General features: G+C 67.3%; 20 protein-coding genes. 15 read left to right on the forward strand and 5 right to left on the reverse strand.

Annotation, left to right across the window (positions count from 1 at the left end; all coding sequences use genetic code 11):
* Positions 1–73: 73 nt before the first annotated feature.
* The 4 genes from EV216_RS09875 to thrC all read right to left on the reverse strand — a co-directional run bounded on the left by EV216_RS09875 (position 74) and on the right by thrC (position 4,710).
* A complete protein-coding gene (locus EV216_RS09875) occupies positions 74–1,252 on the reverse strand; it encodes a type III PLP-dependent enzyme (RefSeq protein WP_132695048.1) in 1,179 nt (392 codons plus the stop codon).
* 217 nt (positions 1,253–1,469) lie between these two features.
* Positions 1,470–2,060, reverse strand: coding sequence for a GNAT family N-acetyltransferase (locus EV216_RS09880; protein WP_132695050.1), 591 nt, complete (start codon positions 2,058–2,060; stop codon positions 1,470–1,472).
* Positions 2,060–3,301 carry a M16 family metallopeptidase gene (locus EV216_RS09885; RefSeq protein WP_424511179.1) on the reverse strand — a complete coding sequence of 414 codons (1,242 nt, stop codon included), beginning with the start codon at positions 3,299–3,301 and terminating at the stop codon, positions 2,060–2,062. The genes EV216_RS09880 and EV216_RS09885 overlap by 1 nt, the downstream gene beginning before the upstream one ends.
* Positions 3,302–3,318: 17 nt before the next feature.
* Positions 3,319–4,710 (reverse strand): threonine synthase, encoded by a 1,392-nt coding sequence (gene thrC / locus EV216_RS09890; protein ID WP_132695053.1) that lies wholly within the window; start codon positions 4,708–4,710, stop codon positions 3,319–3,321.
* A gap of 337 nt (positions 4,711–5,047) precedes the next feature.
* On the opposite strand from thrC, the gene tldD reads away from it, so the two are divergent.
* From tldD to EV216_RS09930, 8 genes are all read left to right on the forward strand, one after another.
* On the forward strand, positions 5,048–6,469 hold the full coding sequence (tldD, locus tag EV216_RS09895) for a metalloprotease TldD (RefSeq protein WP_132695055.1): 1,422 nt from the start codon (positions 5,048–5,050) through the stop codon (positions 6,467–6,469).
* Between the two features lie 425 nt (positions 6,470–6,894).
* Complete coding sequence (gene dprA / locus EV216_RS09900) at positions 6,895–8,049, forward strand: DNA-processing protein DprA (protein WP_243642037.1); 1,155 nt, start codon at positions 6,895–6,897, stop codon at positions 8,047–8,049.
* 137 nt (positions 8,050–8,186) lie between these two features.
* On the forward strand, positions 8,187–10,811 hold the full coding sequence (gene topA, locus EV216_RS09905; protein WP_132695057.1) for a type I DNA topoisomerase: 2,625 nt from the start codon (positions 8,187–8,189) through the stop codon (positions 10,809–10,811).
* Positions 10,812–10,899: 88 nt separating this feature from the next.
* Entirely contained in the window at positions 10,900–11,595 is a 696-nt protein-coding gene (locus tag EV216_RS09910) for a CoA transferase subunit A (RefSeq protein WP_132695059.1), read from the forward strand.
* 10 nt (positions 11,596–11,605) lie between these two features.
* On the forward strand, positions 11,606–12,235 hold the full coding sequence (locus tag EV216_RS09915) for a 3-oxoacid CoA-transferase subunit B (RefSeq protein WP_132695061.1): 630 nt from the start codon (positions 11,606–11,608) through the stop codon (positions 12,233–12,235).
* A gap of 113 nt (positions 12,236–12,348) precedes the next feature.
* Positions 12,349–13,347: a lysylphosphatidylglycerol synthase transmembrane domain-containing protein gene (locus tag EV216_RS09920; RefSeq protein ID WP_132695062.1), complete on the forward strand. Its 999-nt coding sequence runs from the start codon at positions 12,349–12,351 to the stop codon at positions 13,345–13,347.
* A complete protein-coding gene (locus EV216_RS09925; RefSeq protein WP_132695064.1) occupies positions 13,328–14,644 on the forward strand; it encodes an FAD-binding oxidoreductase in 1,317 nt (438 codons plus the stop codon). Before EV216_RS09920 ends, EV216_RS09925 begins: the two co-directional genes overlap by 20 nt.
* Positions 14,641–15,378: an SDR family NAD(P)-dependent oxidoreductase gene (locus EV216_RS09930; protein WP_132695066.1), complete on the forward strand. Its 738-nt coding sequence runs from the start codon at positions 14,641–14,643 to the stop codon at positions 15,376–15,378. Before EV216_RS09925 ends, EV216_RS09930 begins: the two co-directional genes overlap by 4 nt.
* 149 nt (positions 15,379–15,527) lie before the next feature.
* Here the strand turns inward: EV216_RS09930 and EV216_RS09935 are convergent, their stop codons facing one another.
* Positions 15,528–16,355 carry a lytic transglycosylase domain-containing protein gene (locus EV216_RS09935; RefSeq protein WP_132695068.1) on the reverse strand — a complete coding sequence of 276 codons (828 nt, stop codon included), beginning with the start codon at positions 16,353–16,355 and terminating at the stop codon, positions 15,528–15,530.
* Positions 16,356–16,718: 363 nt separating this feature from the next.
* Between EV216_RS09935 and EV216_RS09940 the strand changes: the two genes are divergently transcribed.
* From EV216_RS09940 to EV216_RS09970, 7 genes are all read left to right on the forward strand, one after another.
* Positions 16,719–16,922 carry a Flp family type IVb pilin gene (locus EV216_RS09940; RefSeq protein ID WP_132695069.1) on the forward strand — a complete coding sequence of 68 codons (204 nt, stop codon included), beginning with the start codon at positions 16,719–16,721 and terminating at the stop codon, positions 16,920–16,922.
* A 233-nt stretch (positions 16,923–17,155) separates the two neighbouring features.
* Positions 17,156–17,992 carry a Flp pilus assembly protein CpaB gene (gene cpaB / locus EV216_RS09945; RefSeq protein WP_132695071.1) on the forward strand — a complete coding sequence of 279 codons (837 nt, stop codon included), beginning with the start codon at positions 17,156–17,158 and terminating at the stop codon, positions 17,990–17,992.
* A 206-nt stretch (positions 17,993–18,198) separates the two neighbouring features.
* A complete protein-coding gene (locus EV216_RS09950) occupies positions 18,199–19,569 on the forward strand; it encodes a type II and III secretion system protein family protein (protein ID WP_132695073.1) in 1,371 nt (456 codons plus the stop codon).
* 4 nt (positions 19,570–19,573) lie between these two features.
* Positions 19,574–20,200 (forward strand): OmpA family protein, encoded by a 627-nt coding sequence (locus tag EV216_RS09955; RefSeq protein WP_132695075.1) that lies wholly within the window; start codon positions 19,574–19,576, stop codon positions 20,198–20,200.
* Positions 20,201–20,416: 216 nt separating this feature from the next.
* Positions 20,417–21,664: a CpaE/TadZ family protein gene (locus EV216_RS09960; protein WP_132695077.1), complete on the forward strand. Its 1,248-nt coding sequence runs from the start codon at positions 20,417–20,419 to the stop codon at positions 21,662–21,664.
* A gap of 19 nt (positions 21,665–21,683) precedes the next feature.
* Positions 21,684–23,096, forward strand: a complete 1,413-nt coding sequence (locus EV216_RS09965; RefSeq protein WP_132695079.1) for a TadA family conjugal transfer-associated ATPase — start codon at positions 21,684–21,686, stop codon at positions 23,094–23,096.
* 3 nt (positions 23,097–23,099) lie between these two features.
* Positions 23,100–24,068, forward strand: a complete 969-nt coding sequence (locus EV216_RS09970; RefSeq protein ID WP_132695081.1) for a type II secretion system F family protein — start codon at positions 23,100–23,102, stop codon at positions 24,066–24,068.
* Positions 24,069–24,078: the final 10 nt, after the last annotated feature.

The raw sequence follows: 24,078 nt of genomic DNA on the forward strand, positions 1-24,078 counted from the left end.
TCCTGATGATGCGCCCAAGCGATAGCCCGACCCGCGCCGCGCCGCAATGCAGCAGCGCGGCGCGCAGGCCGTGTCAGATCACCACGACATCGAGCGGCGGAAAGCCGTTGAAGCCGACCGAGGCATAGCTCGACGTATAGGCCCCCGAATTGCGGATGATGACCCGGTCGCCCGCGCTCAGCCCCAGCGGCAGCAGCACGGGGCGCTTTTCATACAGCACATCCGCGCTGTCGCAGGACGGCCCGGCCAGGATGCAGGGGCCGACCGGCTCATGCTCGCGCCCGGTCAGGAACTGGTAGCGGATCGCCTCGTCCATCGTTTCGGCCAGCCCCGAGAACTTGCCGATATCGAGATAGACCCAGCGATAGGCATCGGTGTCGCATTTGCGCGAGACCAGCATCACCTCGGCCGCGATCGCGCCCGCCTCGGCCACCATGCCGCGGCCGGGTTCGGCCATCACGCGCGGCACCGCCCCGAACAGGTCGGTGACCAGCCGCATCACCTGGGCGGCATAGATGTCGGGCTGCTCGACCTCCTCGCCGTAGAAGGCCGGGAACCCGCCGCCGATATTCAGCAATTCCAGGTCAAAGCCCGCCGCATGCGCCGCGTGCCAGATGCCCGCCACCTCGTCCAGCACCGACAGCCACATCCGCGCCACGCGCGTCTGGCTGCCGACATGGAACGACAGGCCCACCGGCCGCAGCCCCGCCGCAAGGGCGCGCGCCAGCAGCGGCTGCACCTTGCCCGGCGCACAGCCGAACTTGCGCGACAGCGGCCAGTCGGCCTCGCTCGCGGTGACCAGCACGCGGATATAGACCTGCGCGCCGGGGGCATGTTCGGCGATCTTGTCGATCTCCTCCTCGGCATCGGCCGCGAACAGCGTGATCCCCGCCTGATGGGCAAAGGCGATGTCCGAGGCCCGCTTGACCGTGTTGCCGAAGGAAATCGCGGACGGCGCCGCCCCTTGGGCCAGGCACAGCTCGATCTCGGCGCGCGAGGCGGCGTCGAAGCCCGAGCCCAGCGCCGCCAGCCGCGCCACGATCTCGGGCGCGGGGTTGGCCTTGACGGCATAATGGATCGCCGCCCGGCCCAGCCCGGCCTTCAGCGCGGCATAGCGCTCGGCCACCGCCTCGATGTCCAGCACCAGCGTCGGCCGCTCGAAGCGGTGCGCGCGGATGAAATCTTCGGCGCGGGTGGATTCGAATACGGGGGATTGGCCGGCAAAGCCGACTTGCGTAGCGTACATGGTCATCTCCAATAGACCCGGCCATGACATGGCCGCTCAGTTCCAAGGGAGACGTTACCGTCGCTACGTAACCCGTGAGGGGACAGAGGCGCGTGCGTTGGCGTCCGTAACGGGGTCAGATAGGGATTTGCGTGAGTCGGCGCAACAGAAATTAGGTTAAAACCGGATATTTTCCGCTGCCTGCACCCGGGAACGGACCCCCGCCGTACCACGGGGCGCGGCGTCAGGCCAGCCCGGTCTCGGTCCGCCCGCGCCGGTCGCTGCGCAGGTTCGCGTAAAGGACGTGGTTGCGCCAGCGATTGTTGATCTGCAGATAGCTCTGCGCCACGCCCTCATACTTGAAGCCGGATTTCTCCAGCACGCCCCGCGAGGCGACGTTCTCGGGCAGGCAGGCGGCCTCGATCCGGCTCAGATCCCGCATGGCAAAGGCATGGTGAACCACCGCCTCGATCGCCTCGCGCATATAGCCCTGCCGGGCAAAGGGCTGCCCGATCCAGTAGCCCAGCGTCCCCGATTGCGACGGCCCGCGCCGGATATTGTCCAGCGTGATCGCGCCCAGCAGCACGTCATCGGCCCGCCGGAACAGGAACAGCGGGATCGCAGACCCCGAGCCCATCGCCCGCTGCGCCCAGTAGACCCGGTTGGTGAACGCCTTGCGCGTCAGGTGATCGGGCGCCCAGGCCGGCTCCCACGGGGTCAGGAAGGCGGCACTCGCCGCCCGCAGCGCGGCCCAGTCGCGGAAATCGGCATGGACCGGCGGGCGCAGGAACATCCGGTCCGTCTCGACCCGGACCTTGCGCCTGAGGCCCAGCATCAGGCCGCCAGCCTGCCCTGCAACGCATCCAGCCCCGGCGCCTTCGAGACAGGGCCATAAAGCGCAAGCGCGGCCTGCCCCGCCCCGGCCATCCGCCCGGCGAAGTCGCGCACATCGCCCGTGGTCACCGCGTCGATATGGGCGATGGTCTCCTCGATGCCGGGCACCCGGTCCCAGATCGACACCAGCCGCGCCAGCCGCTCGGTCCGGTTCGAGGGGCTTTCCAGCCCCATCAGCAACCCCGCCTTCATCTGCGCGCGCGCCCGGGCCACCTCGGCGGGCGTCATGTCCTGCGCCGAACGCGCGATCTCGGCCATGGTCAGTTCCGCCAGTTCGCCGATCTGCGCCGCACTGGTCCCGGCATATAGCGTGATGAGCCCGGTATCGGCATAGGCGCCGGCCTGGGCAAAGACGGTATAGCAAAGCCCCCGCTTTTCCCTGAGTTCCTGGAACAGCCGCGAGGACATGCCCCCGCCCAGCGCGGTGGCAAAGATCTGCGCGGTATAGATCGCGGGGTCACGATAGCCGGGGCATTCGAAGGCCAGCGCCAGATGCGCCTGTTCCAGCTTCTTGACCTCGCGCCGCTCGCCGCCGGTAAAGCGGGCGGGCTCATGCGCTGCCTGCGTGCCGGGCGCCAGATGGCCGAACAGCCCCTCGGCCAGCCGCACGATCTCGTCATGGTCCACCGCACCGGCCGCCGACAGGATCATCCGCTCGGGCGTGTAATGCCGCCCGATGAAGGAAAACAGATCGTCCCGGGTGAAGCCACGCACCCGTTCCGCAGGCCCCAGCAACGTGCGCCCGATGGACTGGCCGGGATAGGCGACCTCCTGCAACCAGTCGAAGATCACGTCGTCTGGCGTGTCCAGCACCTGCCCGATCTCCTGCAGGATCACGCCGCGCTCGACCTCGATCTCGGCTTGCTCGAACAGCGGGTTCAGCAGGATATCGGCCAGCACGTCGAGGGCCAGCGGCACATCGGCCTCCAGCACGCGGGCGTAATAGGCGGTCATCTCGCGGCCCGTGTAGGCGTTGATATAGCCGCCCACATCCTCGATCGCCTCGGCGATCTGCAGGGTCGTGCGCTTGTCGGTGCCCTTGAAGGCCATGTGCTCCAGGAAATGAGCGATGCCGTTTTCCTCGGCCCGCTCGTCGCGGCCGCCCGCCATGATCCAAATCCCGATCGAGGCCGATTTCAGCCCCGGCATCCGCTCGGTCACGACACGGAATCCGTTGGCCATCCTGTGCAGCTCTACGCTCAATCCGCGCGCCTTTCCTCGATCAGGGACTCGATCGCGCCAAGGTCGTTGTCCACGACCGTCACGCGCTCGGGGCGCTCATACAGATCCGCCATGCGCTTGGGAAGGGGCGGCCTGATCCCGGTGGCCGCCGCGACCGCATCGGGGAATTTCGCGGGATGCGCGGTCGCCAGCGCGATCATCGGCGTGGCGCTGACGGGCTGGTCCTGCGCCACCTTCACGCCCACCGCCGAATGCGGGCACAGGATCTCGCCCGTCGCTTCATGGGTGGCGCGGATCGTGGCGCCGGTCTCCTCCTCGGAGGCCCGGCCCGAGGCGAAGACCTCGCGCAGCGCCTGCAACGCACCCTGGCTGATGGTGAATCCGCCCTGGTCCTTCAGCGCCTGCATCTGCTGGGCCACCGCCGCCCCGTCGCGGCCATAGGCCTCGAACAGCGCACGCTCGAAATTCGAGGAGACCTGGATATCCATCGACGGGCTGATCGAGGGCGCAACCCCATGGGTTTCATAGGCCCCCGTCGACAGCGCCCGGTGCAGGATGTCGTTCTGGTTCGTCGCGATCACGAGCCTTTCGATCGGCAGCCCCATCCGCCGCGCGACATGGCCCGCGAAGATGTCGCCGAAATTGCCCGTGGGCACGGTAAAGCTGACCGCCCGGTGCGGTGCGCCCAGCGCCACGGCCGAGGTGAAGTAATAGACCACCTGCGCCAGCACCCGCGCCCAGTTGATCGAGTTCACGCCGGCCAGCCCCACGGCATCGCGAAAGGCGAAATCGTTGAACATGTCCTTCACGCGCGCCTGGCAATCGTCGAAATCGCCCCGCACGGCCAGCGCATGCACATTCGCCTCGGACGGCGTCGTCATCTGGCGGCGCTGCACCTCGCTGACCCGCCCCTCGGGGAACAGGATGAACACATCCACATTGTCCAGCCCCCGGAACGCCTCGATCGCCGCCGACCCGGTATCCCCGCTGGTCGCCCCCACGATGGTCACCCGTCGGCCCGACCGCGCCAGCGCCGCCTGGAACAGCTGGCCGATCAGTTGCATCGCGAAATCCTTGAAGGCCAGCGTCGGCCCGTGGAACAGCTCCAGCAGGAAATGATTGGCCCCAAGCTGCACCAGCGGCGCGCGCGCGGCATGGCCGAAGCCCGCATAGGCCCGGCCGATGATCGCCTCGAACTCGGCATCGGTGAAGGCCTCGCCGATGAAGGGCCGCATCACCCGGAACGCGGCCTCCTCATAGGACAGCCCCGCCAGCCCCGCGATCTCGCCGGGCGCCATCGCGGGCACGGTTTCGGGGACATACAGCCCGCCATCGCGCGCCAGCCCCGTCAGCATCGCCTCTTCGAATGTCAGGATCGGGGCCTGCCCCCGCGTGGACACATAGCGCATCTGCCTGCCTTCTCTCGCTCTGCGGCCTGATACGCCAGACGCGGGGCGCTGTCACCCCGGACGGAAACGAGATTTTCGGGCAGGTCTTCGGGGGGGGGGGAGGGCGTCCGGGCCGCGGGAGCGCGCGGCACCGGACATTTATCAGGGAAAACCCGGCAGTCGAAGTCCGGGCCTCGCGCTGTGCGCTATTCCCCGGTTCCCTTTTCGGGCGTTGGCCGCCCTTCGTCGCGATCTCTGCGGAGACAGTTGTATCGCCCCGCCAAAGAAACATATTGAACGGCAGGATACAAGCGAAAGCTGCGACATTCTGCCGCCTTTCTTCACCCAGAGGACGCGCATGCCCCAAGGCCCCTTCCGCCCCTTCGAGACGCTGCTCGACCGCGACCGCGCGCTGGCGCTTCTGCAACAGGCGACCGCCGGGGCCGATGACGGCGAATTGTTCCTCGAACGCACCCGCTCAGAGGTTCTCAGCTTCGATGACGGCCGCGTGCGCACCGCCAGCTACGACGCCTCCGAAGGGTTCGGGCTGCGCGCCGTGCGGGGCGAGGCCGCGGGCTATGCCCATTCCACCGAGATCTCCGAACAGGCCCTGACCCGCGCCACCCGGACCGCGCGGCTGGCGGTGGCCGAGGGCGGCGGCACGCTGGCCGATCCGCCGCAGCCGACCAACCGGCGGCTCTATTCGGATGCCGACCCGATGGCCGACGCCAGTTTCGGGGTCAAGCTCGACACGCTGCGCGAGATCGACGCCTTCGCCCGGGCGCTGGACCCGCGCGTGGTGCAGGTGACCGCGACGCTGGCGGCCTCGCTGCAGGAGGTGGTGATCCTGCGCCCCGACGGGATGCTGTTTTCCGACATCCGCCCGATGGCCCGGCTGAATGTCGGCGTGATCGTCGAACAGGATGGCCGCCGCGAATCCGGCAGCCATGGCGGCGGCGGGCGGCACGGCCTTGCCGGGCTGATCGCGCGCACGAACTGGGAGGCCGCCACCCGCGAGGCGCTGCGCATCGCGCTGGTCAATCTCGACGCCGAAGCCGCACCCGCGGGCGTGATGGATGTGGTCCTCGGCCCCGGCTGGCCGGGCGTGTTGCTGCACGAGGCCGTGGGCCACGGACTGGAGGGCGATTTCAACCGCAAGGGGAGTTCGGCCTTCGCCGGGCTGATGGGCCAGCGAATCGCCGCACCGGGCGTCACGGTGCTTGACGACGGGACGATTCCCGATCGCCGCGGCTCGATCAGCGTCGATGACGAGGGCACGCCATCGGGCCGCACCGTGCTGATCGAGGACGGGATTCTGGTCGGCTACATGCAGGACCGCCAGAACGCGCGGCTGATGGGCGTTTCCCCCACCGGCAACGGACGGCGCCAGAGCTTCGCCCACCCGCCGATGCCGCGCATGACCAATACCTACATGCTGTCGGGCAGTTCCGATCCCGCCGATATCGTGGCGGATCTCAAGGACGGCCTCTATGCCGTTGGATTCGGGGGCGGACAGGTCGACATCACGAATGGAAAATTCGTCTTCTCCTGCACCGAGGCCTATCGCGTCAGGAACGGCAAGGTCGGCGCCCCGGTCAAGGGCGCGACGCTGATCGGCGACGGTCCGACCGCGATGCAGCAGATCCGCGCCATCGGAAACGACATGGCGCTCGACCCCGGCATCGGCAATTGCGGCAAGCAGGGGCAATGGGTGCCGGTGGGCGTGGGACAGCCGACCCTGATGATCGGCGGGCTGACCGTGGGCGGGGCCGGATCCTGATCGGGGCGCCCAATTATCGGCAAAAATCTGCCGATCCCTGCCCCAAGGCGGCAAAAAAAACTCTCCTTAAAGGCGAATTTCTTGAATCTGTTCACCTTGTGTTAACCATTTGCGGCGAAAGCTTGTCTCACGGATGAGCGAAGTTGCGAAAACGTGGAGAATTTTTCTTCCTACCACCCCCTCGCACCACCCACCCGGGAAGGCTCCCTGGTCTAGCAGCTTCGTCTCATCCGGTCGCGCCCCCCTCGGGCGCGACACGACTTTCAGGCCCCGCCACATGGCCGCCAATCCCTCCCCTCCCCCCGACCGCAGCCAGCCCCCCCTCGGCATCCGTTCTGCCGCGCGCCCCGCGAAGCGCGCGGATTCACCTTCCGTTAACCCTGGCTGCGGCACTCTCCGCCGGTCCCCGACCGGAGTCCCGCCCCGTGCCCGCCCAAGCCGCCCTGCCCCTGTTCGCCGCCCCCCTCGCCGAGGATGACCTGCTCGACCGGCTGCGGCTGATCCGCTCGCGCCGCGTCGGCGCGACGACCTATCACCGGCTGATGGCCGAGCACGGCACCGCACGGGCCGCGCTGGACGCCCTGCCCGACATCGCCCGCGCCGCCTGCGTCGATGGCTACGAAACCTGCCCCGAAGGCGTCGCCCGCGCCGAACTGGCAAGGGGCCGCGCGCTGGGCGCGGTGCCGCTGGTGCATGGCGGGCCGGGCTATCCGGCGGCGCTGGCCGATCTGCCCGACGCGCCCGCGATCCTCTGGGCGCTGGGCCGGACCGATCTGCTGGACCGGCCGATGGTGGCGCTGGTAGGCGCGCGCAATGCCTCGTCGCTGGGCACGCGCATGGCCCGGAAACTGGCCGAGGGGCTGGCGGATGCCGGCCATGTCGTCGTCTCGGGGCTGGCGCGCGGCATCGACCGCGCCGCGCATCTGGCCGCGCTGGAAACCGGCACCATCGCCGTTCTGGCGGGCGGCGTGGACGTGGTCTACCCCGCCGAGAACGAGGCGCTGTTTCACGACATCGGCGCCCGCGGCCTGCGCCTGTCGGAACATCCCGCCGGGCTGCACCCGCAGGCCCGCCATTTCCCGCAGCGCAACCGCATCATCTCGGGCCTTGCCCGCGCGGTCGTCGTGGTCGAGGCCGCGGCGCGCTCGGGCAGTCTCATCACCGCGCGCACCGCGCTCGATCAGGGGCGCGAGGTGCTGGCGGTGCCGGGCCATCCCTTCGACGCCCGCGCCTCGGGCTGCAACCTGCTGATCCGCGACGGCGCGACGCTGGTGCGCGGCCCCGAGGACGTGATCGAGGCGCTGGACAGCACGCCGACCCGCATTCCGGCCCCGAAACCGAAACCCCGCATCACCGAGGTGCCCGCCACCCCCGCCCATGCCAGCCGCCCCGCCCCCGCGGACCCGGCCGCGCTGCATGCCCGGATCCTCTCGCGCCTCGGCCCCTCGCCGCTGGCCGAGGACCAGCTGATCCGCGACCTTGCCCTGCCCCCCGGCCGCATCGCGCCCGAGCTTCTGACGCTGGAGCTTGAGGGCCGGATCGCACGGGCGCCGGGCGGTCTGCTGTCCCGTCTGGATTGATCCGTCAGCACCGCGAACGACCGGGGCGCGCGCCCGACCCGGCGCGCCCTTCTCATTGACAATCCCCCGCTCCCCCCCACATTTTCGCCCGCCTAGGCCGCCCGCCCCCGCCAGCGGCCCGAGTCGAAAGGAAGTCCATGCCCGTCGTCGTCGTCGAATCCCCGGCCAAGGCCAAGACAATCAACAAGTATCTTGGCGACGACTACACCGTTCTGGCCTCCTACGGGCATGTGCGCGACCTGCCGCCCAAGGATGGTTCGGTCGATCCCGACCACGGCTTCGAGATGAAGTGGGAGGTCGCCGCAGAGTCGAAAAAGCACATCAAGGCCATCGCCGACGCCCTGAAAGGCGACAATGCGCTGATCCTCGCCACCGACCCCGACCGCGAGGGCGAGGCGATTTCCTGGCATCTGGAAGAGGCCCTGCGCGCCCGCAAGGCCATCGGCAAGGATACCCAGGTCAGCCGCGTGGTCTTCAACGCGATCACCAAATCCGCCGTGACCGAGGCGATGAAGAACCCCCGCCAGGTGGACGAACCGCTGGTGCACGCCTATCTCGCGCGGCGCGCACTGGATTACCTCGTCGGCTTCAACCTCAGCCCCGTGCTCTGGCGCAAGCTGCCCGGCGCGAAATCGGCGGGCCGCGTGCAATCGGTCTGCCTGCGCCTGATCGTCGAGCGCGAGATGGAGATCGAGGCGTTCCGCGCCCGCGAATACTGGAGTGTCAAGGCGATCCTCGCCACCCCCCGCGGCCAGAGCTACGAGGCGCGCCTGGTCACGCTGGGCGGCCGCAAGCTCGACAAGTTCGACATCGCCACCGAGACGGCGGCCGAACTGGCCGTGCAGGCGATCCATTCGCGCGACTTCACCGTGGCTTCCGTCGAGGCCAAGCCCGCCCAACGCAACCCCGCCCCCCCCTTCATGACCTCGACCCTGCAACAGGAGGCCAGCCGCAAGTTCGGCTTCGGCGCGCGCCAGACCATGCAGGCGGCGCAGCGGCTGTATGAAGCGGGGCACATCACCTATATGCGGACCGACGGCATCGACATGGCGCCCGAGGCGGTGATGGCCGCGCGCGATGCCATCAGGGACCGGTTCGGCGCCGATTACGTCCCGAAATCCCCGCGGATGTACAAGAACAAGGCCAAGAACGCGCAGGAAGCGCATGAATGCATTCGCCCCACCGAAATGGCCCGCGACCCCTCGGCGCTGAAACTCACCGACGAGGATCAGCGCAGGCTCTACGACCTGATCTGGAAACGCACGCTGGCCTCCCAGATGGAGGCCGCGCGGCTGGAACGCACCACCGTCGACGTGACCAGCGCCGATGCCCAGGTGGCCCTGCGCGCCACCGGCCAGGTGGTCCTGTTCGACGGCTTCCTGCGGATCTACGAGGAAGGCCGCGACGATGTGGTGCTGGACGACGAGGATGACGGCCGCCTGCCCCAGATCACCCAAGGCGAACCCGCCCGCAAGGAACAGGTGACCCCCGAACAGCATTTCACCCAGCCCCCGCCCCGCTATACCGAGGCCACGCTGGTCAAGCGGATGGAGGAACTCGGCATCGGGCGGCCCTCCACCTATGCCTCGATCGTCACGACCATCCAGGACCGCGGCTATGTGCTCAAGGACAAGAACCGCCTGATCCCCGAGGACAAGGGGCGGCTGGTGACGGCCTTCCTGTCGAACTATTTCAGCCGCTATGTCGGCTATGAATTCACCGCCAATCTCGAGGACGAACTCGACGACGTGTCCGCGGGCAGCCGCGAATATCTTGATGTTCTGTCCCGCTTCTGGCGCGATTTCTCGGCGGCACTGGCCGAAACGGCGGATCTGCGCATTTCCGAGGTGCTGGAAAAGATCGACGAGGTTCTGGCCCCCCATCTCTACCCCCCGCGCGAGGATGGCTCCGACCCGCGCATCTGCCCCAAATGCGGGGTGGGACGGCTGAACCTCAAGACCGCGCGCTCGGGCGGGGCCTTCATCGGCTGCGCGAATTACCCAGAATGCCGCTATACCCGCCCGATTTCCGCCCCCAATGGCGATGACGGCGCGGCCGAACTGGACGGCAAGGTGCTGGGCATCGACGAGGGCGAGCCGATCACCCTGCGCAATGGCCGCTTCGGCCCCTATGTGCAGAAGGGCGAACCGACCGAGGACCAGCCCAAGCCGCCCCGCGCCAGCCTGCCCAAGGGCTGGGCGCCCGAGGCGATGGATCTGGACAAGGCGCTGATGCTGCTGTCCCTGCCCCGCCCCATCGGCCCGCATCCCGAGGATGGCGAGCCGGTCGAGGCCAGCATCGGCCGCTACGGGCCCTACGTCCGGCACGGCAAGACCTATGCCAACCTGCCCGAGGTGGACGAGGTCTTCACCATCGGCATGAACCGCGCGGTCGAGGTGCTGGCCCAGAAGAAATCCCGCGGCCGGGGCGCCACGGCCGCCGCCCCCCTGCGCGAACTGGGCGAGCATCCCGAACAGGGCGGGCCGGTCAACGTGATGGCGGGCCGTTATGGCCCCTATATCAAATGGGCCAAGGTCAACGCGACCCTGCCCAAGGGCATGGAACCCGAGGATGTGACGCTGGACCTCGCCGTGCAGATCATCGCCGAAAAGGCCGCGAAACCCGGCGGCAAGAAACCCGCGGCAAAAAAGCCCGCGGCCAAGCCCAAAGCCGCCGCGCCGAAGAAGACCGCCGCCAAGAAACCCGCCGCCACGAAGAAGACCGCGGCGAAAAAGCCCCCCGCGAAGAAGGCCAGCGGCTGACCGCCCCCCCGCCGCGCCGCGGCGCCAAGTTGACAGGGCGGGGTGGCTTCGCCACTACTCGGACCGACGGTTCAGAGGGGAGCGATCCATGAGCAAGGTATATGGCAGCGCCGCAGAGGCCCTAGACGGGCTTCTGTTCGACGGCATGTTCATCGCGGCAGGCGGCTTCGGGCTGTGCGGCATTCCGGAACTGCTGATCGACGCGATCAAGGCGGCGGGCACGAAGGATCTGACCTTCGCCTCGAACAATGCGGGCGTGGACGATTTCGGCATCGGCATCCTGCTCCAGACCCGGCAGGTGAAGAAGATGATCTCCTCCTATGTGGGCGAGAATGCCGAGTTCATGCGCCAGTATCTCTCGGGCGAACTGGAACTTGAATTCAACCCGCAGGGCACGCTCGCCGAACGCATGCGCGCGGGCGGCTGCGGCATCCCCGGTTTCTACACCAAGACCGGCGTCGGCACCGTGATCGCCGAGGGCAAGGAACACAAGGAGTTCGACGGCCAGACCTATATCCTGGAACGCGGCATCGTGGCCGATCTGTCCATCGTCAAGGCATGGAAGGCCGACACCACCGGCAACGCCGTCTTCCGCAAGACCGCGCGCAACTTCAACCCGCCCGCGGCGATGTGCGGAAAGGTCTGCGTGATGGAGGTCGAGGAAATCGTCGAACCCGGCACGCTCGACCCCGACAAGATCCACCTGCCCGGCATCTATGTGCACCGCCTGATCCAGGGCAGCCACGAAAAGCGCATCGAACAACGCACCACCCGCGCGGCGTAAGGAGGACATCATGCCCTGGGACCGCAACCAGATGGCGGCGCGTGCCGCGCAGGAACTCAAGGACGGGATGTATGTCAATCTCGGCATCGGCATCCCGACGCTGGTGGCCAATTACATCCCCGAGGGCGTCCATGTGACGCTGCAATCGGAAAACGGGATGCTGGGCATCGGCCCCTTCCCGACCGAGGACGAGGTCGATGCCGACCTCATCAACGCGGGCAAGCAGACCATCACCGAACTTCCCCATTCGGCCTATTTCGACAGCGCGCAAAGCTTCGGCATGATCCGCGGCGGCAAGATCGCCATGGCGATCCTGGGCGCGATGGAGGTGGCCGAGAATGGCGACCTGGCGAACTGGATGATCCCCGGCAAGCTGGTCAAGGGCATGGGCGGCGCGATGGATCTGGTGGCCGGCGTCGGCCGCGTGGTCGTCGTGATGGACCACACCAACAAGGCCGGCGAATCGAAGGTGCTGAAAGCCTGCACCCTGCCGCTCACCGGCAAGGGCGTGGTGAACCGCATCATCACCAATCTGGGCGTCTTCGACGTGGTCGAGGGGGGCTTGCGGATCGTCGAATGCGCCGATGGCGTGACCGAGGACGAGTTGCGCGCCGCGACCGAGGCCGCCATCGTGAACTGACAGCCCGGGCGGGGGCCGCGCGCCCCCGCCTGCCGGGTCGGGGGCCGTGGCTGTTGCCGAAACCGAAACGGCTTCAAAAAATCGCCCCAATCTGTCGCTATGCGCGCGGTGACATGACGATGAACCGCCTTGCCCCCCCTGCCCCCCCGCACCCGTGGCGCGACCCGCTGCTGATGGCGGGTCTGCTGCTGCTGGTCATCGCCGGGCTGGCGGGACTGGCCGCCGCCACCGGCTGGCAGGCGACGCGCGACCAGATCCTGCGGCTCGGGGCGATGCAGGTCGCAATCCTGCTGGCGCTGTCGGTCCTCAACTACCTGATGCGCGCGCTGCGCTGGCATGTCTTCGGCCGTTGCGCGGGCCTGCCGCCCGGGCTGATCCGCGACCTGCGCCATTATCTCGGCGGCTTCCTGATGAGCGTGACGCCCGGCCGCGTCGGCGAACTGGTGCGCATCCGCTGGATTCGGCGCGAGACGGGCCTGACGCTGGAACGCAGCGCGCCGCTTTTCCTGATGGACCGGGCGGGCGATCTGGTGGCGATGGGGCTTTTGCTGGCCGGGGCGCTGGCGCTCTCGACCAGCGGCATCGCAGGCGCGGCCCCGCTGGCGCTGATCGCGGTTCTCGCGGCGCTGGCGCTGACCCGCGCGCGGCTGCTGACCGCATTGGTCACCCGCCTCTACCGCGTGATCGGGCTCTGGCCGCGGCTGTTCGGGCGGCTGCGGGCGATGGCGCGGACGCTGGCGCAATTCTCGCATTCGGGCGTGCTGGCCGGGGCGGTCGCGCTGGGCCTGATCGGCTGGGCGGCCGAGGGCTATGCCTTCCACCTGCTGCTGGTCTGGATGGGCGCCGAAACCGGGCTCTGGACCGCGATGGCGATCTTCACCTTCGCCACGCTTGCGGGCGGGCTGACCGGGGCGCCGGGGGGCCTGGGCGGGGCCGAGGCCGCGATGATCGCGCTCCTGACCCTCGAAGGGGTGCCGCCCGAAACCTCGGTCGCGGCGACGGCGGTGATCCGGGTGACAACGCTGTGGTTCGCCGTCGGGATCGGGGCCATGGTCTTCCCGCTGGCGGAAAAGCTTTCGAAAAGGAACAGGCATGCAGTGGAAAACCGCTGATTACGCGGGCTGGGGCCGGGCGGTCCGGGCGCGCGGCACGCTGGCGCGGCCCGAACGGCTGCCCGCCCTTGCCGCGGCGTTGGCCGCGCGGGGGCCTGCCATCGGCAATCGCCGCTCCTATGGCGATGCGGCGCTGAACGCGGGCGGCGCCGCGATCCAGATGACGCGGCTCGACCGGCTGCTGTCCTTCGACGCCGAGACCGGCGTGATCGAGGCCGAGGCGGGCGTGACCATCGCCGAGCTGCTGCGCCTTTTCGCGCCCCGCGGCTGGATGCCGCCGGTGATGCCCGGCACCGGATTCGCCACGCTGGGCGGCTGCATCGCCTGTGACGTGCATGGCAAGAACCACCATGGCGCGGGCAGCTTCGGCCAGCATGTGCTGGCCGTCACGCTGATGACCGATACCGGCCCGCGCGCGGTGACGCCCGGGACCGATCCGGGCCTGTTCCGCGCGACCATGGGCGGGCTGGGCCAGACCGGCGCGATCCTGTCGGCCCGGCTGCAATTGCGCCCCATCCCCGGCCAGCGGATGCGCGTGGTGGAAACCCGCATCCCCGATTTCGACGCCTTCATCGCAGCCCTCGACGCCTCGACCGCCGAATTTGCCGTGGGCTGGGTCGATGCCACCGCCCGGCGCAAGCGGCTGGGCCGCGGCATCCTCGAAGAGGGCGAATTGCTCGACGGCAGCCGCCCCGGCCCCGTGCGCCGGGCGAAATCCGTGCCGCTGGACGCGCCCGGCCTTCTGCTGTCCTGGCCCGTCATCCGGCTGTTCAACCGCTGGCGGCTGTCGCGCATCCCCGACTCGGGACGCAAGCGCATCCGCGCGCTGGACGATTTCTTCTTCCCGCTCGACGCCCTTCAGGACTGGAACCGGCTGTACGGCAAACGCGGCTTTCACCAGTTCCAATGCGTCGTCCCGCAGGACGCCGCCCCAGCGCTGCGCGAGATCCTCGCGGCAATCGCGAAATCCGGCATCGCCTCGCCGCTGGCGGTGCTGAAACGGATGGGACCGGGCCGCGCGGGGCATCTGTCCTTCCCGATGGCGGGCTATACGCTGGCCGTCGACCTGCCCGCGCGCAAGACCCGCGCCGCCCCCCTTTACGCACGGCTCGAAGACATGGTGCAGGCCGCGGGCGGGCGGCTTTACCTGGCCAAGGACGCGCTGGCCCGGCCCGGCACGATCGCGGCGATGTATCCCGAACTGGACGCATGGCGGGCCGAGATCGCCCGTGCCGACCCCGAGGGGCATATGACAACCGACCTCATGCGCCGGTTGAAACTCAGGAGTGCGGCATGACCGAGACCTGGCTGATCCTCGGCGCCTCCTCCGCGATGGCGCGCGCCTTCGCCCGCAAGCTGGCCGAACGCGGCGATGGGCTGATCCTTGCGGGCCGCGACACCGCCGATCTGGACCGCGACGCGGCCGATGCAAGCCTGCGCGGCGCGGCGCTGGCCGAAACGATCCGCGTCGACCTGCGCGACCCGGCCGGTTTCGATGCAATCCTCGCCCGCATGAGCGAATGCGAGGGCACGGTATCGGTGGCCGTCTTCACCGGCTCGATGCCGCCGCAATCCGAAATCGACGCCGACCCCGCGCTGATCGAGGGCGTGGTGATCGACAATTTCACCGGGCCCGCGCGGCTCCTCCAGATGCTCGCGCCGCTGATCGAGGCGCGCGGCGCGGGCACGATCGTCGGTGTCGGCTCGGTCGCGGGCGACCGGGGGCGGATCGGCAACTATGTCTATGGCGCCGCCAAGTCCGGGTTTCACACCTATCTCTCGGGGCTCCGCAACCGGCTGACCCGGGCGGGCGGGCATGTGGTCACGGTCAAGCCCGGCTTCACCGATACCGCGATGACCTGGGGGATCGAGGGCATGTTCCTGGTCGCCCCGCCCGACAAGGTGGCCGCCGACATCCTGAAAGCGGTCGAGAGGAAGCGCAACGTGATCTACACGCCGCTCTTCTGGCTGGGCATCATGTCGATCATCCGCGCGATCCCGGAACCCGTCTTCAAGAAGATGTCGATCTGATGAATGCACCGCCCGCACCGCCTCCCGGCAGGCGGGCAGGCGGGAATTTCCCATATGGAATTCATATGGATTTCATATCGCGGAATCCGGCCCCGGAACCCGCCCCGTGCGGCATCGGCTGCAAGGCCGGCGCCACCTCGCCCTCATGCCTAGCTGGCCCCCCGCACCCGGAAAACACAGCCATCGGTGATCAGTTCGGGCGGCGTCAGACACAGGCCCCGGGCGACCGACCAGGCGGCCAGAACGCGGGGCACATAATGCCGCGTCTCGGCATAGGGGGGCACGCCGGAATGGTTGCGCACCGCACCCTCTCCGGCATTGTAGGCCGCCAGCACCAGCACCGGATCATTGCCGAATTCCCGCATCAGCCAGTCGAGATAGGCCACCCCGCCCCGGATATTGGCCACCGGATCAAGGCTGTCGGACACGCCGAACCGCGCGGCGGTGGCGGGCATCAACTGCATCAGCCCGGTCGCGCCCTTGGGGCTGACCGCGGCCCGGCGCCCGCCGCTTTCCACGCCGATCACCGCCAGCGCCAGAGCGGGCGAGACCCGCGTGCCGACCGTCGCGCGCAGGATGTCGGTCCCGTAGGAGGCGGCGATGTCCTGCAGATGCTGCAATCGCGGCTCGGGGATCGAAGCGCCCACCGGCGGGCTGGAGATCGCCGCCAGCGCCAGGCCAAGCCGTCCGGGCCCGCCATCGGCCAGCGCAGGCGACACCCGCGCCCAGAACCAGTCCGGCCCGGGGCCCGGCTTGTGGTCGCGCTCCGGCGCCGCCTCGCGCACCGCGGGCGGTTTCGGGGGGGGAGCGAGCCGCGGCTGGACGGGCGGCACCTGCACGGTGATCCGCTTGACCGCGCCCGGCTCGGGCGGCTTGACCCGCTTGAAGGTGAAATCCGGCCAAGGCGGCGGATCGGCCGCTGCCGGTGTCGCCACGAAAAGCGCGGCGAGCGTCACCACGATGTATCTCGACGCCATGACCTTTTTCTGCCCTGCTCGATCCGAAGGTCTTGCCGGAATTTTGCAGAATCCGTCATCAAAAGCCACAACCAATGGCCGATCGTCCCCCGCCGCGGGCGCAACCCGAGATCCCGGGATCAGCGGAAAGGAAGAATTTGTCTTGAATTTTATGAGACTTGTCTAATGATTTCATGCACTTGTAGGAAAATTCGGCAGGTTTTCCCCTTTGGCGGAAAATGACAAGCCTCAGCCCAACTCCTGCCCGATTCGGATGGCCTTATCCGCCCATGCCGAGGTGGTTTCGGGCGAGGACAATGACAGACCCCGCGATCCCCGACATGGCAGGTTGAAGTGACCGAACATCCTATTGGAGGGACCAAAATGAAACTTTTCGATCTGATCAAGCGTTTCCACAAGGACGAATCGGGCGCCGTGACCGTGGACTGGGTCGTCCTGACCGCCGCGATCGTGGGCCTGGGCATCGCGGTTCTCGCCTCGGTGCGCAGCGGCGTGGAACATGTGGCCGACGAAATCGAATCCGCCCTGACCTCGGCCGAGGTTCGCCAACTCGGCACGCTGAACTGATCTTCGGCTTACCGAACCGGATGCCTGGCAAGGCCGCATCCCCGGATGCGGCCTTCCCTGTTCCGGCGGCCCCGGAACCGGACCAGGCATTGTTTCGCAATCTTTCGAAATCCGCTTCTCCGCCAAGCCGTGACCCAGATTTCGCCGCAATTGCCGGTCAGTCTGCATACCGATCACAGGATTGGACATGCCCGGCCCCCGCAGCCGGGGCGTGAACACGGAAAGGACATGCCATGCGATTGATCTTCGGACTGGTGCTCCTGGTGGGTTTTGGCCTCGCAGGCTTTGCCGTCTACATGGCCCAGGGTTACATCCAGACCTACGAGCGCCAGCTTGCCGAAGAGCGCGCCGCGCGCGCCAGCCAGGTCGAACTGGTGCCCGTTGTCGTGGCAAAGGAGGCCCTGCGCTATGGCCAGCAGGTGACGGTGGAGAATCTCCAGCTTGTGGAATGGCCCAAATCCTCGCTGCCCAAGGGCGTCTTCCAGTCGGGCGCAGAGGTGTTCCCCGAGGGCAAGCCCAAGTTCCGCACCGTGCTGCGCGCGATGGAGGCGGGCGAACCGCTGCTGGCGGTCAAGGTCACCGAACCCGGCACCGATGCGGGCCTGACTTCGCGCCTGGGCCGCGGCATGCGTGCCTTCGCGATCCGCGTCGACGTGGCCTCGGGCGTTTCCGGCTTCCTGCGGCCGGGCGACCAGGCCGATGTCTACTGGACCGGCCAGGCGCAGAACAAGCAGGTGACCCGGCTGATCCTGCCCGGCATCCAGCTGATCGCCATCGACCAGATGGCCGACGAGGACAGCTCGCGCCCGGTGATCGCGCGCACCGTCACCGTCGAGGCCACGCCGCAACAGGTGGCCGCGCTGGCCCAGGCGCAGTCGACGGGGCGTCTGTCGCTGTCGCTGGTCGGCTCGGGCGATGACACGGTGGCCGAGGTGATCGAGGTCGATCAGAAACTGCTGCTGGGCATCGAGGATGCGCCTGTCGTCGTCGAAGACAAGGCGCCGGTCTGCACCATCCGCACCCGCCGCGGCGCCGATGTGGTCGAGATTCCGATCCCCTGCACGAACTGACCCGCTTACACAATATATGGCGCATCGTACCGCATCTTGCGGTCGCGGTGCGCCCTCCTGCCCGATCTCGCGGTTGTTGCGGGATATCCACATAAAGGAAATTCGTTAATTAACTGAAGATTGATTTAAATCTTCGGTTGACGCATCCTGCGCGGGAATTGGGCAAAAAGACCCGTCCCGAGGCGTGATCGGAAAGGCAGGATCACATGAAAACCAAGAGTGTTCTGGTGGCGGCCCTGGTGGGCCTGGCCGCCGCGGCGGGGTCCGTCACCGACGCGCAGGCCCAGACGCTGCGCACGTTGAGTGGCCAGGCGACGGGCCAGTTGACCGTTCCCATGAACCGCGCCGTGGTGGTCGAGAGCGACGAGACTTTCGCGGAACTGTCGATCTCGAACCCGCAGATCGCCGACATTTCGACCCTGTCGGACCGCACGATCTATGTGCTGGGAAAATCGCCGGGCCGCACGACCCTGACGCTTCTCGGCCCCGATGGCCGACTGATCACGAATGTCGAAGTCCGCGTAACTCCCGACATGAGCGAACTCAAGGAACGCCTGCGCGAGGTTCTGCCGGGCGAGCCGATCGAGGTCCGCTCGGCCAATGACGGGCTGGTGCTGTCGGGCACGGTCAGTTCCGCGCAGGCGGTCGACCGGGCGCTCGACCTGGCCTCGCGCTATGCGCCAGAGCGGATTTCCAACCTGATGATGGTCGCGGGCAGCCAGCAGGTGATGCTTAAGGTGCGCTTTGCCGAGATGTCGCGCAACGTGTCCAAGGCGCTCGGCTCGCGGCTGGGGATCAATGGAACCTTCGACGGCGGCGACGGCACCATCATCGGCGGTCTGGGGGCTGGCCTGACGACCAGCACCGGGAACCTGACGATCAGCGGCGATCTGGGCGCGTTCCAGCTCAATCTCGCGCTGCAGGCGCTTGAGGGCAAAGGCTTTGTGCGCACGCTGGCGGAGCCCAACCTGACGGCGCTCTCGGGCCAGCAGGCAAGCTTCCTGGCGGGGGGTGAATTCCCGATCCCCGTCTCGCAGGAGGGGGGAACGATCACGCTCGAGTACAAGCCCTTCGGCATCGGGCTCGACTTCACCCCGCGCGTGGTCGGCGAGAACATCAATCTCCGCCTCGACGCCGAGGTCAGCGGCCTGGATGACACCGCAAGCTACAATGTCGGCGATATCAGCGTGCAGGGCTTCCGCACCCGCCGCACCTCGACCACGGTCGAGCTGCGCGACGGCGAGAGCTTTGCCATCGCGGGCCTGCTGCAGGACGATTTCTTCGCAAGCAACGCGCAGGTGCCCTGGATCAGCGACGTGCCGATCCTGGGCGCGCTGTTCCGCAGCTCGGATTACGAACGCCGCAACAGCGAACTGGTGATCATCATCACCGCCCATCTGGTCAGTCCGACCCGCGGCGAGGCGTTGGCCCTGCCCACGGAACGGGTACAGCCGCCGAGCGAGCGCGACCTTTTCCTGTCGGGCAGGCTCTCCTCGCCCAGAACGCCGAAATCGGGCGCGGCCGGCGAAGTGGCCCGCCAGGATTTCAGCGGTTCCTACGGCTATGTGATGGAGTAAGACCATGCGCGCCACCCTTGCCTTCCTGACGCTCGGCGCCGCGGTCGCGCTGTCCGGCTGTTCGACAGACAGTTACCGCGACTTCACCCAGCAGGCCGGCGCCAGCCTTGACGATGGCGCCTTCGGCAATGCGACGATGAACAACACGATGGTCCAGAGCGGCGAAAGGGCGATGGCGATCGACCTGAACCACCGCTTCGCCTCCGAGGTCGACACTACGATCACCTTCGCCTTCGACAGCGCCGTTCTGGATGCCGAGGCGCGGGCCACGCTGGACCGCCAGGCGGCGTGGATCGCGCGCTATCCCAATGTCCGGTTCCGCGTCTACGGCCATACCGACCTGGTTGGCCCCGTAGCCTACAACAAGACGCTTGGGATGCGGCGGGCGCGGGCGACGGTGGATTACCTGGTCACACGCGGAATAGCGCGGTCGCGGCTCGACGCGGTCGTTTCCTATGGCGAGACGCAACCTCTGGTGGTGACCGAGGGCCGCGAGCGACGCAACCGCCGCACGGTGACAGAGGTCTGGGGTTTCCTGGAACCCAAGCGGATGCTGCATGACGGAAAGTACATGCAGCGCACCTACGGCATCTATGTCGACAGCGCCCAGGAAGAGCACACATCCGAATAGGCATCCCGCCTGACCGCCGCGCCCGGGTCCGAACAGGCTCAGGGCGCGGCATGGCTGGACTTCCAACAATTTCGGCTTTTGGGCCGTAATGTTGCCCAGATTGACCTTCACATTCCTTCCTTGAGAGCGGTGCGCACGGCGGCGAGTCGTGCGCGGACCAGGTCCGGCATGACCAGAAGGTCGGCGGGACGGTCCGCAAGGAGGGAATTGGACGACATGACGAGTACGGCGGCTTTGCAATCCGACCCGGCCCCGGTGATCGCCTGCACGGTGTCCCGGGACATCCAGAACTTCGACCTCCTGATCGAGGACATGGAGGCGGAACTGGGCGAATGCTGGGGCGACATCGCCTTTCAGGACGCCAACAGCTTCTTCGACCAGCCCGACGCAAGAACCCTGGAATTCATCGCGGTCGCCGTCGACGACCAGGACGAGGACAACATCACCTTCATCGGCGAGATCGTCCGCAACGCCAAGCGCCGCAATGTCAAGGTCATCGTCATCGCCGAGGAACTGAGCCCGATCGCGCTGCACCAGCTGATGCGCGTCGGCGCCGACGATTTCGTTCCCTATCCGCTGCCCGAGGGTGCGCTGCACGACGCGATCGACCGGGTGCGCCGACCTGCCCCGGTGGCGCCGGTCCCGGCCAATGGCGCGTCCGTTCCGGCAGTCTCGCGATCAAACCGCGACGGCGTGGTGCTGCCCGTGCACGGGCTTGCGGGCGGGGTCGGCGCGTCGACCTTCGCGGTCAACCTCGCCTGGGAATTGTCCCTTGCCGCCAAGGCGACGCAGGGTCGGATCTGCCTGCTCGATCTCGACCTTCAATTCGGCTCGGTCTCGACCTATCTCGACCTGCCGCGAAAGGACGCGGTGTTCGAGATGCTGTCGGATATCCCCTCGATGGACAGCGAGAGCTTCATGCAGGCGCTTCAGACCTACAGGGACGGGTTGCACGTCCTGACCGCGCCGACCGACATCCTGCCGCTCGACATCATCACTCCGGACGACGCGAAGCGGCTGATCGAGATGGCCCGCTCGCAATTCGAATTCGTCGTGATCGACATGCCGACGACGCTGGTGCAATGGACCGAAACGGTGCTGAGCCAGTCCCATGTCTATTTCGGGCTGCTCGAGCTTGACATGCGCTCGGCGCAGAACGCCCTGCGCCTGATCCGGGCGCTGAAATCCGAGGATCTGCCGCATGAGCGGCTGCGCTACGCGATGAACCGGGCGCCGAAATTCACCGATCTCTCGGGCAAGAGCCGGGTCAAGCGGATGGCCGAGAGCCTGGATATCGACATCGAGATCCATCTGCCCGAGGGCGGCAAGGTCGTCACCGAGGCCGGGGATCACGGCCTGCCGCTGGCCGAGACCGCCGCCAAGGCGCCGCTACGCAAGGAAATCCAGAAACTCGCCGCCTCGCTTTACGAGCTTGGCCGGATGCCGGCCACGGCCGAGGTGTGACAGACAGGACGCAAGCCCCATGTTTTCCAGATACAAGAAAGCCGATGCAGGGGCCGCGCGGCCAGCGACCACGCCACAGGGCCAGGACACTCCCGTTCCCGTTCCGATGCCCAAAGCCGCCCCCGCAAAGCCTGCGCCCGCCGACAAGGAGCGCAAGCGCAAGGAGCGACTTGGAGAACTGAAGGTCGAGCTGCACAAGCGCCTTCTCGAGAATCTCAACCTCTCCGCGCTCGAACATGCCGAGGAAAAGGAGCTGCGCGCCGAAATCCAGGCCATCGCGGCCGAGGCTCTGGAAGAGTTGGGCATCGTTCTCAACAAGGAGGACCGCCAGCAGCTGAACCAGGAGCTTTACGACGAGGTGGTCGGCCTTGGTCCGCTGGAACCGTTGCTCAAGGACGAGAGTATCAACGACATCCTGGTGAACGGTCCCAAGCAGATCTTCGTCGAGCGCGGGGGCAAGCTTACGCCCACCGACATCACCTTCAAGGACGAACGCCACCTTCTGAGGATCATCGACAAGATCGTGTCGGCCGTGGGTCGGCGTGTCGATGAATCGAACCCCTATGTCGATGCCCGCCTGGCGGATGGGTCGCGCTTCAACGCGATGGTGCCGCCGATCGCGGTGGATGGCAGCCTTGTCTCGATCCGCAAGTTCAAGAAGGACAAGCTGGGGATCGAAGATCTGGTGAAATTCGGCGCCTTCACAGATGAAATGGCCGCCTATCTTCAGGCAGCGGTGGCCACGCGGCTGAACATCGTGGTCTCGGGCGGGACCGGCTCGGGCAAGACCACGACGCTGAACGCGCTGTCCTCCTTCATCGACAATTCCGAACGCATCCTGACGATCGAGGACACCGCGGAGCTTCAGCTTCAGCAGACCCATGTCGGCCGGATGGAAAGCCGCCCGCCCAATGTCGAGGGCAAGGGCGCGGTCACCCAGCGCGACTGTCTGAAGAACGCGCTCAGGATGCGGCCCGACCGCATCATCGTCGGCGAAACCCGCGGCGAGGAAGTGATCGACATGTTGCAGGCCATGAACACGGGCCATGACGGTTCGATGACCACGATCCACGCCAACAACGCGCGCGACGCTGTCTCGCGGCTTGAAAACATGGTGGCCATGGCCGGGATCGAGATGCCGCTCAAGGCGGTGCGCAGCCAGATCGCCTCGGCCGTCAACCTGATCGTGCAGGCCAGCCGCCTTCAGGACGGTTCGCGCCGCATGGTCTCGATCACCGAACTCACCGGCATGGAGGGAGAGGTGATCTCGATGCAGGAGGTGTTCCGCTACGAACGCCTCGGCCTGGCCCCCGATGGCAAGATCATCGGCCGGTTCACCGCGACCGGCGTGCGCAGTCACTATTCCGAACGCTTCCGGCAATGGGGCTATGACCTGCCCGCCAGCCTCTTCGAACCCAACAGGGGGACGTAAGCCATGCAGATCAGCGCGGAACCCATCATCTACGGCCTGATCTTCATCGCGGTCCTCGCATTGGTCGAGGGCCTGTATCTCACGATCTTCGGCAAGTCGATCAGCCTGAATGCCAAGGTGAACCGTCGGCTGGAAATGCTGGAAAAGGGCACGGACCGCGAGAAGGTTCTGGAACAGCTCCGCAAGGAGATGAGCCAGCACATGAACGCCCGCGGCATTCCGCTCTACTCGCTGCTCGCAGAGCGGGCGCAGAAGGCCAATATCGCCTTCACGCCGAACCAGTTGATCATGATAATGGCGCTTCTGTCCGTGGTAGCCTTTCTCGGGCTGACCGTGGGCACCGATGCCGCGCTGCCGGTGCGGGCGCTGGTCGCCGTCGCGATGGGCGTCGGCGGGGTCTATGTCTGGGTCAACGGCAAGGCCAAGAAACGCCTCGGCCTGATCGAGGAACAGTTGCCCGACGCGGTCGAACTGATGGTCCGCAGCCTGCGCGTCGGCCACCCCTTCGTCTCGGCGATCAACATCGTCGCCAAGGAGGTTCCCGACCCGCTGGGCACCGAGTTCGGCATCATCGCGGACGAGGCTGCCTATGGCCGCGACGTGGGCGAGGCGCTGAAGGATCTGGCCGAACGCGTGGACATGCAGGATCTGCGCTTCCTGGCGGTGGCGGTGACGATCCAGCAGCAATCTGGCGGCAACCTGGCCGAGGTGCTGGACGGGCTGGCCAAGGTCATCCGCTCGCGCTTCAAGCTGTTTCGCAGGGTCAAGGCGATCACCGCCGAGGCGAAGTGGTCCGGTATGTTCCTCTCAGGCTTCCCGATCGCCGCGATCCTGATGATCTCGGTAATCAAGCCCGACTATTATGACGAGGTCAAGCAGACCGCCGCCTTCATCCCCGCCGCCATCGCCGTCGGCGTCTTCCTGGTCGTGAACGTGATTTTCATGCGGATCATGGTCAACATCAAGGTCTGAGGAGCCGCGC

The sequence above is a fragment of the Rhodovulum steppense genome (assembly GCF_004339675.1).
GTDB classification, from domain to species: domain Bacteria; phylum Pseudomonadota; class Alphaproteobacteria; order Rhodobacterales; family Rhodobacteraceae; genus Rhodovulum; species Rhodovulum steppense.

Excerpts from the sequence above, each read along its gene's own strand:
- EV216_RS09925 (WP_132695064.1), top strand. The coding sequence starts at position 13,328 with ATGCAGTGGAAAACCGCTGATTACGCGGGCTGGGGCCGGGCGGTCCGG.
- EV216_RS09935 (WP_132695068.1), bottom strand. The coding sequence starts at position 16,355 with ATGGCGTCGAGATACATCGTGGTGACGCTCGCCGCGCTTTTCGTGGCG.
- EV216_RS09950 (WP_132695073.1), top strand. The coding sequence starts at position 18,199 with ATGAAAACCAAGAGTGTTCTGGTGGCGGCCCTGGTGGGCCTGGCCGCC.
- EV216_RS09875 (WP_132695048.1), bottom strand. The coding sequence starts at position 1,252 with ATGACCATGTACGCTACGCAAGTCGGCTTTGCCGGCCAATCCCCCGTA.
- cpaB (WP_132695071.1), top strand. The coding sequence starts at position 17,156 with ATGCGATTGATCTTCGGACTGGTGCTCCTGGTGGGTTTTGGCCTCGCA.
- EV216_RS09880 (WP_132695050.1), bottom strand. The coding sequence starts at position 2,060 with ATGCTGGGCCTCAGGCGCAAGGTCCGGGTCGAGACGGACCGGATGTTC.
- EV216_RS09970 (WP_132695081.1), top strand. The coding sequence starts at position 23,100 with ATGCAGATCAGCGCGGAACCCATCATCTACGGCCTGATCTTCATCGCG.
- tldD (WP_132695055.1), top strand. The coding sequence starts at position 5,048 with ATGCCCCAAGGCCCCTTCCGCCCCTTCGAGACGCTGCTCGACCGCGAC.
- EV216_RS09920 (WP_132695062.1), top strand. The coding sequence starts at position 12,349 with ATGACGATGAACCGCCTTGCCCCCCCTGCCCCCCCGCACCCGTGGCGC.
- topA (WP_132695057.1), top strand. The coding sequence starts at position 8,187 with ATGCCCGTCGTCGTCGTCGAATCCCCGGCCAAGGCCAAGACAATCAAC.
- EV216_RS09930 (WP_132695066.1), top strand. The coding sequence starts at position 14,641 with ATGACCGAGACCTGGCTGATCCTCGGCGCCTCCTCCGCGATGGCGCGC.
- EV216_RS09965 (WP_132695079.1), top strand. The coding sequence starts at position 21,684 with ATGTTTTCCAGATACAAGAAAGCCGATGCAGGGGCCGCGCGGCCAGCG.
- EV216_RS09960 (WP_132695077.1), top strand. The coding sequence starts at position 20,417 with ATGACGAGTACGGCGGCTTTGCAATCCGACCCGGCCCCGGTGATCGCC.
- EV216_RS09915 (WP_132695061.1), top strand. The coding sequence starts at position 11,606 with ATGCCCTGGGACCGCAACCAGATGGCGGCGCGTGCCGCGCAGGAACTC.
- EV216_RS09955 (WP_132695075.1), top strand. The coding sequence starts at position 19,574 with ATGCGCGCCACCCTTGCCTTCCTGACGCTCGGCGCCGCGGTCGCGCTG.
- EV216_RS09885 (WP_424511179.1), bottom strand. The coding sequence starts at position 3,301 with ATGGCCAACGGATTCCGTGTCGTGACCGAGCGGATGCCGGGGCTGAAA.
- EV216_RS09910 (WP_132695059.1), top strand. The coding sequence starts at position 10,900 with ATGAGCAAGGTATATGGCAGCGCCGCAGAGGCCCTAGACGGGCTTCTG.
- EV216_RS09940 (WP_132695069.1), top strand. The coding sequence starts at position 16,719 with ATGAAACTTTTCGATCTGATCAAGCGTTTCCACAAGGACGAATCGGGC.
- thrC (WP_132695053.1), bottom strand. The coding sequence starts at position 4,710 with ATGCGCTATGTGTCCACGCGGGGGCAGGCCCCGATCCTGACATTCGAA.